This is a genomic window from Pseudoalteromonas sp. NZS11_1 (assembly GCF_015864275.1).
GTDB lineage: Bacteria > Pseudomonadota > Gammaproteobacteria > Enterobacterales > Alteromonadaceae > Pseudoalteromonas > Pseudoalteromonas arctica.
Map to the genome: position 1 here is coordinate 19130 of NZ_JADYXK010000028.1, position 14466 is coordinate 33595.

The following is a 14466-nucleotide window of genomic DNA, read 5'->3' on the forward strand; positions in this document are numbered from 1 at the left end:
ATTATGAATGATAAACGAATGAGTGATGGCCCAGATTGGACCTTTGATTTATTAGATGAGTACCAAAGTGAAATTGCCCGTGTTGCAGCTCACTACAGGTTAGACACATACCCTAATCAAATTGAAGTGATAACCGCAGAGCAAATGATGGATGCTTATTCAAGCGTTGGTATGCCTATTGGCTACAGTCATTGGTCTTACGGTAAGAAATTCATCCAAACAGAGCAAAATTATAAGCGCGGACAAATGGGTCTCGCTTACGAAATAGTGATAAATTCGGACCCTTGTATTGCGTACTTAATGGAAGAAAACACCCTACCTATGCAAGCGCTTGTAATGGCACATGCATGTTACGGACATAACTCATTTTTTAAAGGTAATTACTTATTTAAAACCTGGACAGATGCAGGTTCAATTATTGATTACTTGGTATTTGCTAAAAACTACATAAGCCGCTGTGAAGAAAAACACGGTATTACACAAGTAGAAGCCCTACTCGACTCATGTCATGCATTAATGAATTACGGAGTCGATCGCTACAAACGTCCACAACAAATATCGCTATTTGAAGAGCAAAAACGCCAACAAGAGCGTGAAGACTACCTTCAATCGCAAGTAAACGAATTATGGCGAACTATTCCCGAGCAACAGCAAGAAACCAAAAAGAAAGTACGCCATTTTCCTTCTGAACCTCAAGAAAATATTTTGTATTTTATTGAAAAAAATGCCCCATTACTCGACTCTTGGCAACGTGAAGTTATACGTATTGTTCGTAAAATTTCGCAATACTTTTACCCACAAAAGCAAACTCAAGTAATGAACGAAGGTTGGGCAACTTTTTGGCATTACACCATCCTTAATCACTTATATGATGAGGGAAAACTCACCGACTCTTTCATGTTAGAGTTTTTACAAAGCCATACCAACGTAGTTTATCAGCCACCTTATAACAGTAAGTATTATTCAGGTATCAACCCATATGCTTTAGGCTTTAATATGATGGTTGATATTCGCAGAATATGTGAGCACCCAACTGAAGAAGATAAACGCTGGTTCCCTGAATATGCAGGCAGTAATTGGCTAGATACACTGCATTTTGCAATGGAAAACTTTAAAGATGAGAGTTTTATTAGCCAGTTTTTATCGCCTAAGTTAATTCGTGATTTTAAATTATTTACTATTATTGACCATACTAATAACCCCCATTTAGAAATTGGCGCAATACATAACGACAATGGCTATAAAGCAGTAAGAGAAGCGCTCTCAGCGCAGTACAACTTGAGTAATCATGAGCCCAACATTCAAGTATATGACGTTGATATTAGAGGTGACCGTTCACTAACCCTACGCTATGTACCCCATAACAACATTCCTTTAGCAAACTCGCACGAGGAAGTACTTAAGCATCTTTACAGATTATGGGGCTTTAAAGTAAAACTAGAGCAAGAGTCAAATTCTGCTGAGGTTTCAATGATTGGTCAATGCCCAATAGATGATTCTAGACACACAACAGAATAATGAAGGGCAATAAAATTTTCATACTGATTGGGTTTGCTCAGCAGATCGTAAAAAAACACACTATTATTTAACCCTAAATTCTGGATATAAAAAATGACGCTCAAGCGTCATTTTTTATATCTTCGTAGGCTATTACTTTATTTCGCCCTGTATTTTTAGATTGGTACAGTGCTTTATCTGCAGCCTCTATCCAGCGCTCATGATTTTTAAAATCATTACTCCTACCAGCCAGCCCTATACTTACCGTCATTGTTATTTCAAAGTGTTTATACTTCACAGGGTTAGTTTCAATCAATACCCTTAAACGCTCAGCAAACACAAAAGCGCCTTCTTTATCTGTATCAAGTAATGTCACTGCAAACTCTTCACCGCCATAACGCCCTGCAACATCAGTTTCGCGCAGCGTCGTACGTAGTAAGTTAGATAAATGACGAAGCGATTCATCACCACAGCTATGGCCATATTCATCATTTATTTTTTTAAAGTGATCAATATCAAACATTAATAATGTACTACAGCCACCACTTCGCTTAACTCTTAAAAACTCTTGGCGTAGCGTACCTTCCCAGTGTCCACGGTTTGCAAGCTGCGTTAAGCTATCTGTTTGACTTACTTGTTCTAATTTTTTGTTTAACTCTTCAAGCTCTTTTTTATTTACCGCGACATCTGTTACATCATACAAAATAATACAAATATGGCTAACTTCGCCCATCGTATTTGTAAGAGGGATAAATGTCGCATTTTGATACATGTAATCAGCTTTACCAGTAATAGGTCGATAATTTTTAAACCTAAAAATGTATGGCTGCTGCTCCCAAATCGTAAAAGAGCGGTTTTTTAAAACAAAAACCGATTCTGATTTACTTCTAAACCATTTTTCGTCTATTGCTGGAAATAAATCAAATAGGTCTTTATCTTTTACTGCGCTTGGTAGAAGCCCTGAATGGTTTTCCATAAAACCATTCCATACACACACCTTATAATCTCTATCAAGTACTACAAGGCCTACATCAACGGTATTAAACATATCCATAAGCCAATGGATCTCATTCATTTCTAAATCTGCAGCCATAACTTAATCTTCTAATAGGTAAGCAACTTTATACTTCAAAGTTTTAAGTGAATCTTCAGTAAATAACAGCATGAGGTCGCAATTTATATCATGGTTTTCAATACCGTAACTAATCTCTATAGCAAGGGTACGTTGCCAACGTGACTTGTTTGATTTAACCAGCTCAGACACATCTCTGTGTTGGCCAAGTACTATGGGGTGCCCTTGGCTAAATGACATATCGAGCTGTTTTGAAAGACCCGTTAAAATAGCGCCTATCAAAATATTACTAATATCCATAAGCAGCTCAAGTTCAATTTTATCGTTTAACTCGCCGTCATAATTCATCAAAGAAGCTATTTCTTTAAAGCTTGAATCATTTAAAAGTAATAGCGCCTCGCCCGAAATGCCACCGCCAATAAAGCCCTGGCACACACCCGATGTAGCTGCATTATTATCTATAGACTGCAGCGCCATATCGAGTTCATTAACTTCCAAAATATTCACATTAGGAATTGGTAGCTCTACGAACACATTAAGAAGGCGTGCAAGTAAATCCCCAGCCTGTCCCATAGCAACGTTAGTTAGCTCTTGGTATATATCCCGAACATCAGGGTCGACTTGCTCTCCTAGCGAATGAGAGAGACGTTCACGCATGGCTTTATCTTTAATCCCATGGTGTTCAATTATGCTGGCTAGTTTTTCGGGGGAACATGGTTTTTGAATAAAATCGATAGCACCCAGTTCAAGCACTCTTTGATGTGCACTTGGCTGTATATCACCAGAGACAACAACAGTGAGTATATTTAGCCCCTGTTCTTTCATAGCGATTAATACTTCATACCCATCCATTTCAGGCATGTTTAAATCGAGAAAAAGTATTTCTGGTTCAATTAACTTTATTTGCTTTATGCAATCAACGCCGTCGAGTGCAAATTCAACTTTAATATCCCAATCTTCAGGTAATGAACGAGCTAGCTGACGCCTAGCTAATTTTGAGTCATCACATATTAGTACCGATGTTGACATATTATCTCTCTATTTCTAAACCAGTAATGAGCATTAAAATCATTTTATGATGGTTTTTATTTTTATTATTGAAGATATATTTTGTAACTTCATGTTAATCAAAGTTTAGCACAGTTACAATTTTTATATTGCAGAACTAATCCCAACTTCATCAGAGCGGTATAATCTCTTGGTTACTATAGCGCAGTATAATACACTGACGCCCATTGCGTTAATTTAAAAGGAAATACCTTATGTTACGTTCACTTACCTTTGCTTTGAGCGCATTTTGCTCTGTGGCTATTGCAGCCGATTACCCAGAAAACACGCTAGACATAGGAAAAGTATCTGCACAAGGCAAACCAGTCACTTTATTAGGCAAAGGGATCTCTGTTGGAGATAGCGCGCCAAATTTCAAAGTAGTTGATGACAACTTCATCCCTGTGACACTTGAGGATTACAAAGGCCAAGCTGTATTGATAAGTGTAGTGCCAAGTCTTGATACAGGTATTTGTAGCCTGCAAACTAAGCATTTTAATGAAAAAGTAGCCTCGCAATTTCCAAGTGTTGTAATGCTAACAATTAGTGCTGATCTACCATTTGCTCAAAAGCGTTTTTGCAAAGCTGAAAATATCGATAAAATCACTACGTTATCAGATTCTGTTTGGCGCGATTTTGGCCAAAAATACGGATTGATTATTAAAGATATGGGCTTATTAACGCGAACGGTATTTATTTTAGATGAAAGCCATAACGTCATTTATAAACAATTAGTTAGTAGCCTTTCAACTGAACCAGAATACAACAGCGTAATTGAGAAACTTAAAACGTTGTAAAGCCGATTAAATAGCACTGATTAAGCAATGCTAAACAGCCTTAAAACAAAAAACCGCCAATTGGCGGTTTTTTAATGTGCTTTTATATTTAACCTAAAAGCTCACCAAGTTGTGAACTTACAGCTTCAACAGCTTGTGTACCATCTAGTTTGTGGTATTGAGTATTACCAGCAGCTGCTTCTGCTTGGTAGTAATCAACTAATGGCATAGTTTGCTCGTGATAAATACCTAAACGTTTACGTACTGTCTCTTCAGTATCATCAGCGCGAACAATTAAGTCTTCCCCAGTTTCGTTGTCTTTACCTTCCACTTTTGGTGGATTATATACAATATGGTAAACACGACCAGAACCAGGATGAACGCGACGTCCGCCCATACGTTCAACAATCACTTCGTCAGCCACGTCAAATTCAATAACGTGATCAACCACTACGCCATTTTCTTTCATTGCATCAGCTTGAGGAATTGTGCGTGGGAAGCCATCAAGTAAAAAACCTTTCTCACAATCAGCTTTAGTAATACGCTCTTTTACTAAACCAATAATAATATCATCAGAAATTAGTTGACCAGCATCCATTACTTTTTTTGCTTCTAAGCCTAATGGCGTGCCCTCTTTAATTGCTGCACGTAACATGTCGCCAGTAGAAATTTGTGGAATACCGTATTTGTCCATTAAAAACTGAGCTTGAGTACCTTTACCTGCACCCGGCGCGCCCAAAAGAATAATGCGCATATTATTGTCCCCTAGTATGGATATTTATTTTAAAGCCTGAATTCTTCCACAAGCGCCGCCGATACTCAAGCAACTTATACTAATTGATGAGTTGTTGATGTATTTACAGCGCATTAAAAAAGGGAACATACGTTCCCTTTTATTTAAAGTATATAATTTATACTTTTATTAACTAAATAGTTAACTGACTACTTGCTTAGTTCAAGCATTAGTTTGTTTAGGCGAGTAACAAATCCTGTTGGATCTTTAAGTGTACCGCGCTCTGCAAGTAATGCTTGGTCTAATAAAACATGTGACCACTGTGAAAATTTATCTTTATCTTGTTCGTCATTCAAATGCTTAACAAGTTGATGCTCTGGGTTTAGCTCAAACACAGGTTTTGCTTCAGGGGCTGCTTGACCAACAGATTCCATTAGCTTTTGCATTTGTGAGCTCATGTCGTTGTCGTCGCTTACAACACATGCTGGAGAATCTGTTAGGCGGTGCGTAAAGCGCACTTCTTTAACGTCATCACCTAGTGCTGTTTTAATACGCTCAACAAGGCCTGCCATTTCTTTTTCAGACTCTTCTTGTGCTTTTTTAGTTTCTTCGTCGTCCAGCTTACCTAAATCTAAATCACCACGTGTGATTGACTGTAGTTGCTTATCAGCAAATTCAGTTAAGTGGCTCATCATCCACTCGTCAACACGGTCACTTAGTAACAATACTTCAATACCTTTTTTGCGGAAAATCTCTAAATGAGGAGAGTTTTTCGCAGAAGTAAATGTATCAGCTACTACATAGTAAATTTTGTCTTGGTCTTCGTTCATGCGCTCAACATATTGCTCAAGCGACACATCTTGCGTTTCTGAATCAGTATGAGTAGAAGAAAAGCGTAATAACTTACAAACAGCTTCTTTATTTGCTGCATCTTCAGCTGGGCCTTCTTTCATTACTTGGCCAAACTCATTCCAAAATACTTGGTAATCGTCAGCTTTGTTTTTAGCCATACGCTCAAGCATTTTAATAATGCGCGATGTACACCCTTTACGAATAGCCTGCGTTACTTTGTTATCTTGTAGGATTTCACGAGATACGTTTAGAGGTAAATCGTTTGAATCTAGTAAACCTTTCACAAAACGAAGGTAGCTTGGCATGAACTGCTCAGCATCATCCATTACAAATACACGTTGTACGTAAAGCTTTAAGCCACTTTGACGTTCACGGTTCCATAAATCGAAAGGTGCTTTTTTAGGGATGTATAAAAGGCTCGTGTATTCAGTTTTACCTTCAACCTTATTATGTGCCCAGCTAAGTGGATCTTCCCAGTCGTGGCTTACGTGCTTGTAAAACTCTTTGTATTCTTCATCAGAAAGCTCTGACTTATCACGCGTCCACAATGCAGTTGCGCGGTTAATGCTTTCCCACTCACCTGGTACTGCTGGAATTTTTTCGCCGTCTTCGCCTTCAGACTCTGGTACTTCTGCTTTAAACATTTGTACAGGTGTTGAAATATGGTCTGAGTATTTTGTAACGATGCCACGTAAGCGGTAATCGTCAGCAAATTCTTTTTCTTCATCACGAAGATGTAAAATAATGTCGGTACCACGGCCTTCTTTTTCAATTTCTTGAAGCGTGTATTCGCCTTCACCTTGAGATTCCCACTCGTAAGCTGTTGTTTCACCCGCTTTACGTGTACGAACAGTCACTAAATCGGCAACAATAAATGCTGAGTAAAAACCAACACCAAATTGACCAATTAATTGTGAATCTTTACTTTGATCACCCGTTAAGTTTTTGAAAAACTCAGCAGTACCTGACTTTGCAATAGTACCTAGCGAGCTAATTACTTCATCGCGTGTCATACCAATACCATTATCAGAAATGGTAATTGTATTTGCTTCTTTATCTGCACTAATACGTACACGTAAGTCGGCATCACCTTGATAAAGGTCGCCTTGAGATAGCGCTAAAAAGCGTAACTTGTCTGCTGCGTCTGATGCATTTGACACAAGTTCGCGTAAAAATATTTCTTTATTAGAATAAAGAGAGTGAATCATTAAGTTTAATAATTGTTTTACTTCTGTTTGAAAGCCTAATGTTTCTTTTTGTGCTGCAGTCATTTATATATCTCCAATTTGCAAAGTGTCTGCGTTATGCACTTAATATGGGGTGAGGTGTTAGAACTTCAAGGGAAAAATCAAAAAAAGGTGAAACGAAAAAATTGAATATCTCATTTATCTAAAATGGGTGCGGACAATTAATATGAATCTTTTCACCTGTTGTTGGATGTTCAAAATATAAATCGCTGGCATGTAATTGTAAGCGTCCTGCCATGTACTCACTTTGTGCACTTTTATATAAATCACAGCCTAAAATTGGGTGCCCTATAAACTGGCTGTGTATTCGTAATTGATGGGTACGTCCGGTAACGGGCGTAAATTGCACTAAGGTTCTGCACGGTTGTTTAAGCCGATCAAGCACACTGTATTCACTCACCGCTACTTTGCCCGTCGTTTGGCAAATTTTAACTCGCGGAAAAAGCAGTTTATCTTTTGCTATTGGTGCAGTAATTTCCCCCTCACTAACAGCCAAGCCCCCTTCAAGCATCGCTACATAACGCTTTTGGATAGTACGCGCCTGAAACTGTTTATTAAGATGCTTTGATGCTTTGGCGTTTAATCCGACAATCATAATGCCCGATGTACCCAAATCTAACCGATGCGGTAACTTAGCCTCAGCAAAAGCGGCTGTTAACCCTTTTTGACCATGTACTAAACGGTAATGTACTGAGTCCCAGTTAAGCGGATTTTTACCCGACAAACTTAATAACCCACTGGGTTTATTGATCAGTAAAATATCATCATCTTGATATAATATTTCAATAAACCCGTCGCACTTAGGCGCTACAAAGTCATCAACAATCATTTGTGACTCTACTGGTGTATCCAATATTGAGTTAGCCATTAAATTAATCAATATCTTTTGAATGAAGCGCTTTTAAAGCCAATACTTGCTCACGCAAATCGTCTGCTACTACTTTGTCAGCAGCAATCGGGGTACCTACTGCAACCGACACCAAAGACCATTTTAATCGTGGTAGTTGCCACTTAGCTTTTCGGCTAAACATACTTCCCCACAGGCCCCCTAAATGCACAGGAATAACAGGCACAGGTGAGCGCTCAATAATGCGCTCGATTCCACGGCGAAAAATATCGATAGAGCCGTCACTGGTTAGTTTTCCTTCAGGGAAAATACCAACAAGTTCGCCTTTATTAAGCGCAGCAGCCACTTCGTCAAACGCTTTTTTAAACGCTTCTGGATTGGTTTTTTCACTGTTAATGGGAATAGCTTTGGCCATTTTAAATAACCAATGTAGGGCTGGCGAATAATAAATAGGGGCAAATACCATAAATCGGATAGGCCTTGGTGATGCTGCTAAAATAAACATCCAATCGACAAAGCTCACGTGATTACACACTATAACGGCAGCGCCTTCATCTGGAATATTACTTTCACCTTTTGTACGCACTCTGTACATACAAATAGCTAAAATATATATAATAAATCGTAAAAAGAACTCTGGTACTTTGGTATAAATATAAACAGATATAAGCAAGTTTAGCCCAGCAAGTAACAGTAGCAACTCTGAAATACTCCACTGAAAAACAGACAGCGTTACAATACTTAAAACAGCACTGCCCACCATAAACAGTGCATTTAATACATTGTTAGCCGCTATAACTCGTGAGCGACTCGACTCTTCAGTACGCTGTTGAATAAGCGCATACAGCGGTACAGTGTAAAAACCAGAGCCAATACCAATGCCTGCCATCCATACAAAATGCCACAACATGTCGCCTGTTTTTAATAACTGCTCAAGCGTCAATAATTCAAGGTTTTGAGGTAAATAAGAGCTAATAGCGCTCTCTTGGCTCAGTAAGTATAAAAACAAGGTAATTAAAATAGCGCCAAAAGGCACAATTCCTAATTCTATTCGAGAGCGAGAAAGCTTTTCACATAATAACGAACCAATAGCAATACTTAGTGAAAACACAACAAGCGCGATAGTTACAACCAGTTCATCGCCGCCCATTGTGTGTTTTACATAATTTGGTAAGGAGGTTAAAATAATTGCGCCAATTAACCAAAACCAACTGATCCCAAGTACTGATTTACCAACCGATTCTGTTTGCGAATTAAGTGCTGAAAATACGTTTTTTGTGGATGAAAATATATTATAGGTAAATTTTAAGTTAGGCTCGTTTGCCTCACTAATGGGTATAAAGCGACTGCTCACATACCCCATAACGGCCAGTACTAAAACGGCAATACTTATAAGCGTAGGCCCTACTGATTGAGTAATATAATAGGTGCCAAAAATTGTACCAATTAATATTGCTACAAACGTGCCTGATTCAACCAAGCCATTCGCTTTTGTTAATTCGTTAGGGGCTACGTGCTGCGGTAAAATAGAGTATTTTAATGGACCAAAAAACGTACTTTGTACGCCCATTAAAAATACGGTGGCTAACATCAGCCAAACATACTGCGTTAAAATAGAGACAGCCCCTACAACCATAATAGGGATTTCACATAGCTTTACGATTCTGATTAGTTTAGATTTTTCTGTTTTTTCAGCTAGCTGCCCCGCCATCCCTGAAAATAAAAAGAAAGGTAGGATAAATAACCCAGCAGCAATATTTGAATAAAGTGCGCCATCAGCAAGCGTTGCAGCCTGAAATATCAATAGAATAAGCACTGATTGCTTATACACGTTATCGTTTATCGCTGAGAAAAACTGCGTAATAAAAAGCGGTAAAAAACGCTTACTACCCAGTAATGTACCTTGGTAGGGTTGATTATCTTTCATTGTATTCCTTACTAATTAGAGACATAGCCCAAAAATATATTATACCAATTCGTTTAATTAAATGATCTATTTTGAGGGCGGAAAAACGTGTTGATAGCTAGGCAAAAAATTCGCTATTTAGTTGTTCTAAATGAGAATTTTTTAACGCAGGTAGCGACACGTTTAGCCCCGCAAAATGATTAAGTATTATTGCGAATTGGTATTTGATTGCTTCTAAGCTTACCTTAAAAACAAAAAGCCTACATAATTTAATCATGTAGGCTTTTATAATATCTTTTCAAATAGTAACTTAGAGTTAGTCTTGTGTAACTAAACGCCTGCCGCTAAAAGCATGCATAAGCGTTCTACCATCTACTAAATCAAGCTCGCCCCCCACAGGAATACCGTGAGCAATACGCGAAGCACCTACTTTATATTTATGACAAAGCTGAGCAATATAATGAGCTGTAGTATCGCCTTCAACGGTAGGGTTAGTCGCTAAAATAACCTCATTAATACCGCCTTGAGCAAGTTTTTGCTCTAAAACGTCTAAGCCAATTTCTTTAGGGCCGATACCGTCAATTGGCGATAAATGACCCATTAAAACAAAGTATAGCCCTAAGTACTGACCCGTTTGCTCAATGGCAAGCACATCAGTAGGCGATTCAACAACACATAATATGCCGCTATCTTGGCGTTTTGTACTTAAACAAATATCGCACTGAGCTTGTTCGCAAAAAGTACGACAAGACTGACAATGCCCTATGGCTGTCATTGCTTTAGTCAATGCATTGCCCAGCTGAGTGCCTCCCTTTCGGTCGCGCTCAAGCAAGTGAAAAGCAATACGTTGCGCTGACTTTGGACCAATGCCCGGTTGACAGCGCAGTGCTTCTATAAGCTGATTTAAACTATCTGAAAGTTGCATTATTTACTTAAAACGGCATTTTCATACCTGGTGGTAATTGCATACCGCCAGTTACTTTACCCATGCGCTCTTGTGTTTCTTCAGCAACACGGCGTACAGCATCGTTACATGCTGCTGCAAGTAAGTCTTCAATCATGTCTTTGTCGTCTTCCATAAGGCTTTCATCAAGCTGAACACGACGTACATTGTGGTTACCAAGCATAGTTACTTTAACTAAACCGGCACCGGCTTCGCCAACAACTTCTAATGTTGCGATTTCGTCTTGGGCTTTTTGCATGCGATCTTGCATTTGCTGCGCTTGCTTCATCATGTTGCCCATTCCACCTTTAAACATAACTTTCTCTCTTTCTTTTAATACATTAATTAACATGAACATAAGGGCGATTGTAAGTAATTACAATGCCTGAATACTGTTTTCGTCAATTTCGGCGCTAAATACTTGCTGAAATTGTACTATGTTTTCATCAGATGTGATCACATCGATTGCTTGTTGATGACGACCTGCATCAATTTTTTGCTGAATAAGATAAGGAGAGTCAATAACTCCCTTAGCAAAATTAATACTTAACGACACGTTATGCTCATAAATACTCGACAATGCGGCATCTAATCTTTGGCGAAGCATCGGTGTATCTAAATGCTTTTGTGATTCATCAACGTCTATATGTAAACAGTTGCCTTGCTTGGTAAATATTGAATGCAATGCAAATTGGCGCATACGACCACCCAGTCCCATACGTTTAATTAAATAAGCCCATTCATCTTGTTGATGTGCAAATCTAATTTCACTAATTGGGCTTTGAAAATCATCAGGGGCAGGAATACTTACTTCCTCTGGCACTATTTCAGGCGCTTTTAGAGGGTTTATTTGCTCAAGTAATTCTGGCGCAAGATTTTCAGTAATTGTTTGGTGCTTTGCTTTAAAATCAATCTTACTAGTTGGCTTTATGTTGGAGTGATTATGTGCCTGAGTTTGGCCCCCTGTTACTGGGAGCTCATGCTTTTTTTCACTCTCACCTTCGCTATCAGTCGCCCAAGGAGGGATATCGCCAGACGCAGTACTTGAAGGGCTATTAAGCTTACTTGCACTTGTATCTGCACTACCTTGATGAACACTTTGGGCTTGAGGCATTCTTGGATGCTGTTCTGGCTTTTTAGCAGGCGCTTGGCTTGGCTGCACTGCTACATTATTTGCAGATGTACTTGTACTCTTGCCTGATAACCTACCCGCACCCGATATGTTTCTGTCACGTAAAATACGAGCAATGGCAGATTGCGCCTGCGCTTCTTGTTCAGCTATTGGCGTACTTGCATTATCATGAGTAACAGGCTCTGGAGAAGGCTCTGAGTTTATAGTAGTTACAGGTTTAAAACCCTGATCTACAGCGCTACTCATTATATCGTCAAACTGCGAAGCTAACGTTTGCTCTGCATCACTATGTTGCATGTAAGCTTCATCTTCACTTTGGCGCTGGGCTTGAGCATCCGAAACAACATTGGTTTGTGGTTGATCATTAGCTGAAGCCTGTTGCTTTAAAGCGTTTTCACTTTGTTGAACCGGTTGCTCTACTGCAACTTGGGCAGGCTCATTATTACTTTGTACGACATCATTATTCGATGTCTGAGCGGCAACATTTGGTAAAGGCTCTATCTCAAGGGATTTAGTCTGCTCTGTATTGCTAACTGGCTTAGTATTATTTACAGGGACACTACTTTGGCTAGCTACAGTGTTTTGCGATGTTTTATTTTTATTTAATATATCTCGCAGTGCATTTGCACGGCCTTGTTTATTTGGGGCAGGCTCTTCGTTTACTGTGTGTACAGTTTGTTGAGCGTCTGTAGGCTTAAATGCTAATAATCTTAGCATTATCATTTCAAAACCTAAGCGAGGCTCTGGTGCCCATTGTAAATCTTTTTTACCATTTAACAGTAACTGATAATAAATTTGAATTTGTTGTGGGCTCGTATGTTGTGCAACATGAGCAATATAATCTACATTTTTTTCATCTAGCCCTGCCGCTTCTGGCACTAACTGGGTTAGTTGAGTCAAATGCGTAAGTGCAATTAAATCATCAAGCAATGCCACATAATTAGGATTACGACTTGCCACCTGCGCAATCTCATCCATTAGCGCAGCGCCATCTTGTGCAAGTAATGCTGCAAGCAAGCTTTGGCTATAATGAGTATCCATTAAACCAAGCATTGTTTGTACTGCTTGATTATTAATATCACCATTTGTTTGTGCGATAGCTTGGTCGGTTAAGCTAAGCGCATCACGCATACTGCCATCAGCGGCTTTTGAAATAATGCTAAGTGCATCGGTATCAAAGCTAAGCTGCTCTTGAGTAAGTACGTGTTCAAGCTGTGTTTTAATTTCACTTTGCGACAAGGCATTTAAGTTAAATTGTAAACAGCGAGATAAAATAGTAACTGGTAGTTTTTGAGGATCGGTCGTCGCCAATAAAAATTTCACATGCTCTGGTGGCTCTTCAAGCGTTTTTAAAAGCGCATTAAAGCTGTGCTTAGAAAGCATGTGAACTTCATCGATTAGGTATACTTTATAACGTCCACGTGTTGGTGCATATTGAACGTTATCGAGTATTTCGCGGGTGTCTTCTACTTTTGTCCGAGAAGCCGCATCTATTTCGAGTAAGTCAATGTAGCGCCCTGCTTCTATATCTAAACAGCTGCTACATTGGCCACACGGATTTGCAGATATACCTTCGTCGCAATTTAAGCTTTTAGCAAAAATACGCGCAATAGTGGTTTTACCTACACCGCGGGTTCCAGTGAATAAATAAGCGTGATGCAGTCTATTTTGTGTAAGCGCATTTACAAGCGCTTGCTTAACATGAGACTGCCCAACCAATTCATGAAAGGTTTGAGGACGCCATTTTCTCGCTAGAACCTGATAACTCATCGATTACTCGCCTTCGAATTCAACCAATTTTAGGATTTTAATACCCATTTTTTTGATGCGCTGCTCGCCACCAAGCTCTGGTAGTGATACAACAAATGCAGCATCTGTGGCTTCGCCACCTAGTTTATGAACTAATTTAGCGGTGGCTTCAATTGTGCCGCCAGTTGCTAATAAGTCATCAACTAATAATACTTTATCGCCAGGTACAATTGCATCAACATGCAGCTCTAGCGTGTCTTCACCGTACTCAAGTAAGTAATCTTGACGAATAACTTCGCGTGGTAACTTACCTGGTTTACGAACTGGAATAAACGGAATGCCTAATGCGTAAGACAGTGGCGCACCAAAAATAAAGCCACGTGATTCTGTGCCAATTATTTTAGTAAAACCCTGATCTTTATATTCTGCGATAAACGCGTCAATAGTTGCTTTAAAGGCTTCTGGATTTGCCATTAAAGTGGTTACATCGCGAAACATGATGCCCGGCTTTGGATAATCAGCAATTGTAGTTATGCTGTTTTTGATAATTGCTGGTGTTACTTGAGTCATAATTTTAACTGCTCAATTGTTTATATTACAAAGCAGGTGATTATAACCTTAACTAACCTTTAATTGCGAGTTTGGCGTTACTATAAAAGAAGTAT

Annotated in this window: 12 protein-coding genes; 2 read left to right on the plus strand and 10 right to left on the minus strand. The window is 39.0% G+C overall.

Features of this window, described 5'->3' with window-relative positions; genetic code table 11:
- Positions 1–3: 3 nt before the first annotated feature.
- On the plus strand, positions 4–1518 hold the full coding sequence (locus tag I6F44_RS16455; protein WP_197174207.1) for a SpoVR family protein: 1515 nt from the start codon (positions 4–6) through the stop codon (positions 1516–1518).
- A 100-nt stretch (positions 1519–1618) separates the two neighbouring features.
- Here I6F44_RS16455 and I6F44_RS16460 read toward each other — a convergent pair whose 3' ends face one another.
- Together I6F44_RS16460 and I6F44_RS16465 are read right to left on the minus strand one after the other, a co-directional pair.
- Positions 1619–2590 carry a sensor domain-containing diguanylate cyclase gene (locus I6F44_RS16460; protein WP_024590826.1) on the minus strand — a complete coding sequence of 324 codons (972 nt, stop codon included), beginning with the start codon at positions 2588–2590 and terminating at the stop codon, positions 1619–1621.
- 3 nt (positions 2591–2593) lie between these two features.
- Positions 2594–3598, minus strand: coding sequence for a response regulator (locus I6F44_RS16465; protein ID WP_007584074.1), 1005 nt, complete (start codon positions 3596–3598; stop codon positions 2594–2596).
- 233 nt (positions 3599–3831) lie between these two features.
- Between I6F44_RS16465 and tpx the strand changes: the two genes are divergently transcribed.
- Positions 3832–4413, plus strand: a complete 582-nt coding sequence (gene tpx / locus I6F44_RS16470; RefSeq protein ID WP_024598337.1) for a thiol peroxidase — start codon at positions 3832–3834, stop codon at positions 4411–4413.
- Positions 4414–4501: 88 nt separating this feature from the next.
- Here the strand turns inward: tpx and adk are convergent, their stop codons facing one another.
- The 8 genes from adk to apt form a co-directional block, all read right to left on the minus strand.
- Positions 4502–5146 carry an adenylate kinase gene (gene adk / locus I6F44_RS16475; protein WP_010553395.1) on the minus strand — a complete coding sequence of 215 codons (645 nt, stop codon included), beginning with the start codon at positions 5144–5146 and terminating at the stop codon, positions 4502–4504.
- A gap of 188 nt (positions 5147–5334) precedes the next feature.
- A complete protein-coding gene (htpG, locus tag I6F44_RS16480) occupies positions 5335–7248 on the minus strand; it encodes a molecular chaperone HtpG (RefSeq protein ID WP_197174208.1) in 1914 nt (637 codons plus the stop codon).
- A 118-nt stretch (positions 7249–7366) separates the two neighbouring features.
- On the minus strand, positions 7367–8092 hold the full coding sequence (locus tag I6F44_RS16485) for an RluA family pseudouridine synthase (protein ID WP_197174209.1): 726 nt from the start codon (positions 8090–8092) through the stop codon (positions 7367–7369).
- Between the two features lie 4 nt (positions 8093–8096).
- Positions 8097–9998 carry an MFS transporter gene (locus I6F44_RS16490; RefSeq protein ID WP_197174210.1) on the minus strand — a complete coding sequence of 634 codons (1902 nt, stop codon included), beginning with the start codon at positions 9996–9998 and terminating at the stop codon, positions 8097–8099.
- A gap of 295 nt (positions 9999–10293) precedes the next feature.
- Positions 10294–10902 (minus strand): recombination mediator RecR, encoded by a 609-nt coding sequence (gene recR / locus I6F44_RS16495; RefSeq protein ID WP_008165968.1) that lies wholly within the window; start codon positions 10900–10902, stop codon positions 10294–10296.
- 7 nt (positions 10903–10909) lie between these two features.
- On the minus strand, positions 10910–11236 hold the full coding sequence (locus I6F44_RS16500; protein WP_002962306.1) for a YbaB/EbfC family nucleoid-associated protein: 327 nt from the start codon (positions 11234–11236) through the stop codon (positions 10910–10912).
- 60 nt (positions 11237–11296) lie between these two features.
- Entirely contained in the window at positions 11297–13822 is a 2526-nt protein-coding gene (gene dnaX, locus I6F44_RS16505; protein ID WP_197174211.1) for a DNA polymerase III subunit gamma/tau, read from the minus strand.
- Between the two features lie 3 nt (positions 13823–13825).
- On the minus strand, positions 13826–14371 hold the full coding sequence (gene apt, locus I6F44_RS16510; RefSeq protein ID WP_007584093.1) for an adenine phosphoribosyltransferase: 546 nt from the start codon (positions 14369–14371) through the stop codon (positions 13826–13828).
- Between the last annotated feature and the right edge of the window lie 95 nt (positions 14372–14466).

Coding starts and splice junctions, on each gene's coding strand:
- I6F44_RS16455 (WP_197174207.1), top strand. CDS start 4: ATGAATGATAAACGAATGAGTGATGGCCCAGATTGGACCTTTGATTTA.
- I6F44_RS16460 (WP_024590826.1), bottom strand. CDS start 2,590: ATGGCTGCAGATTTAGAAATGAATGAGATCCATTGGCTTATGGATATG.
- I6F44_RS16465 (WP_007584074.1), bottom strand. CDS start 3,598: ATGTCAACATCGGTACTAATATGTGATGACTCAAAATTAGCTAGGCGT.
- tpx (WP_024598337.1), top strand. CDS start 3,832: ATGTTACGTTCACTTACCTTTGCTTTGAGCGCATTTTGCTCTGTGGCT.
- adk (WP_010553395.1), bottom strand. CDS start 5,146: ATGCGCATTATTCTTTTGGGCGCGCCGGGTGCAGGTAAAGGTACTCAA.
- htpG (WP_197174208.1), bottom strand. CDS start 7,248: ATGACTGCAGCACAAAAAGAAACATTAGGCTTTCAAACAGAAGTAAAA.
- I6F44_RS16485 (WP_197174209.1), bottom strand. CDS start 8,092: ATGGCTAACTCAATATTGGATACACCAGTAGAGTCACAAATGATTGTT.
- I6F44_RS16490 (WP_197174210.1), bottom strand. CDS start 9,998: ATGAAAGATAATCAACCCTACCAAGGTACATTACTGGGTAGTAAGCGT.
- recR (WP_008165968.1), bottom strand. CDS start 10,902: ATGCAACTTTCAGATAGTTTAAATCAGCTTATAGAAGCACTGCGCTGT.
- I6F44_RS16500 (WP_002962306.1), bottom strand. CDS start 11,236: ATGTTTAAAGGTGGAATGGGCAACATGATGAAGCAAGCGCAGCAAATG.
- dnaX (WP_197174211.1), bottom strand. CDS start 13,822: ATGAGTTATCAGGTTCTAGCGAGAAAATGGCGTCCTCAAACCTTTCAT.
- apt (WP_007584093.1), bottom strand. CDS start 14,371: ATGACTCAAGTAACACCAGCAATTATCAAAAACAGCATAACTACAATT.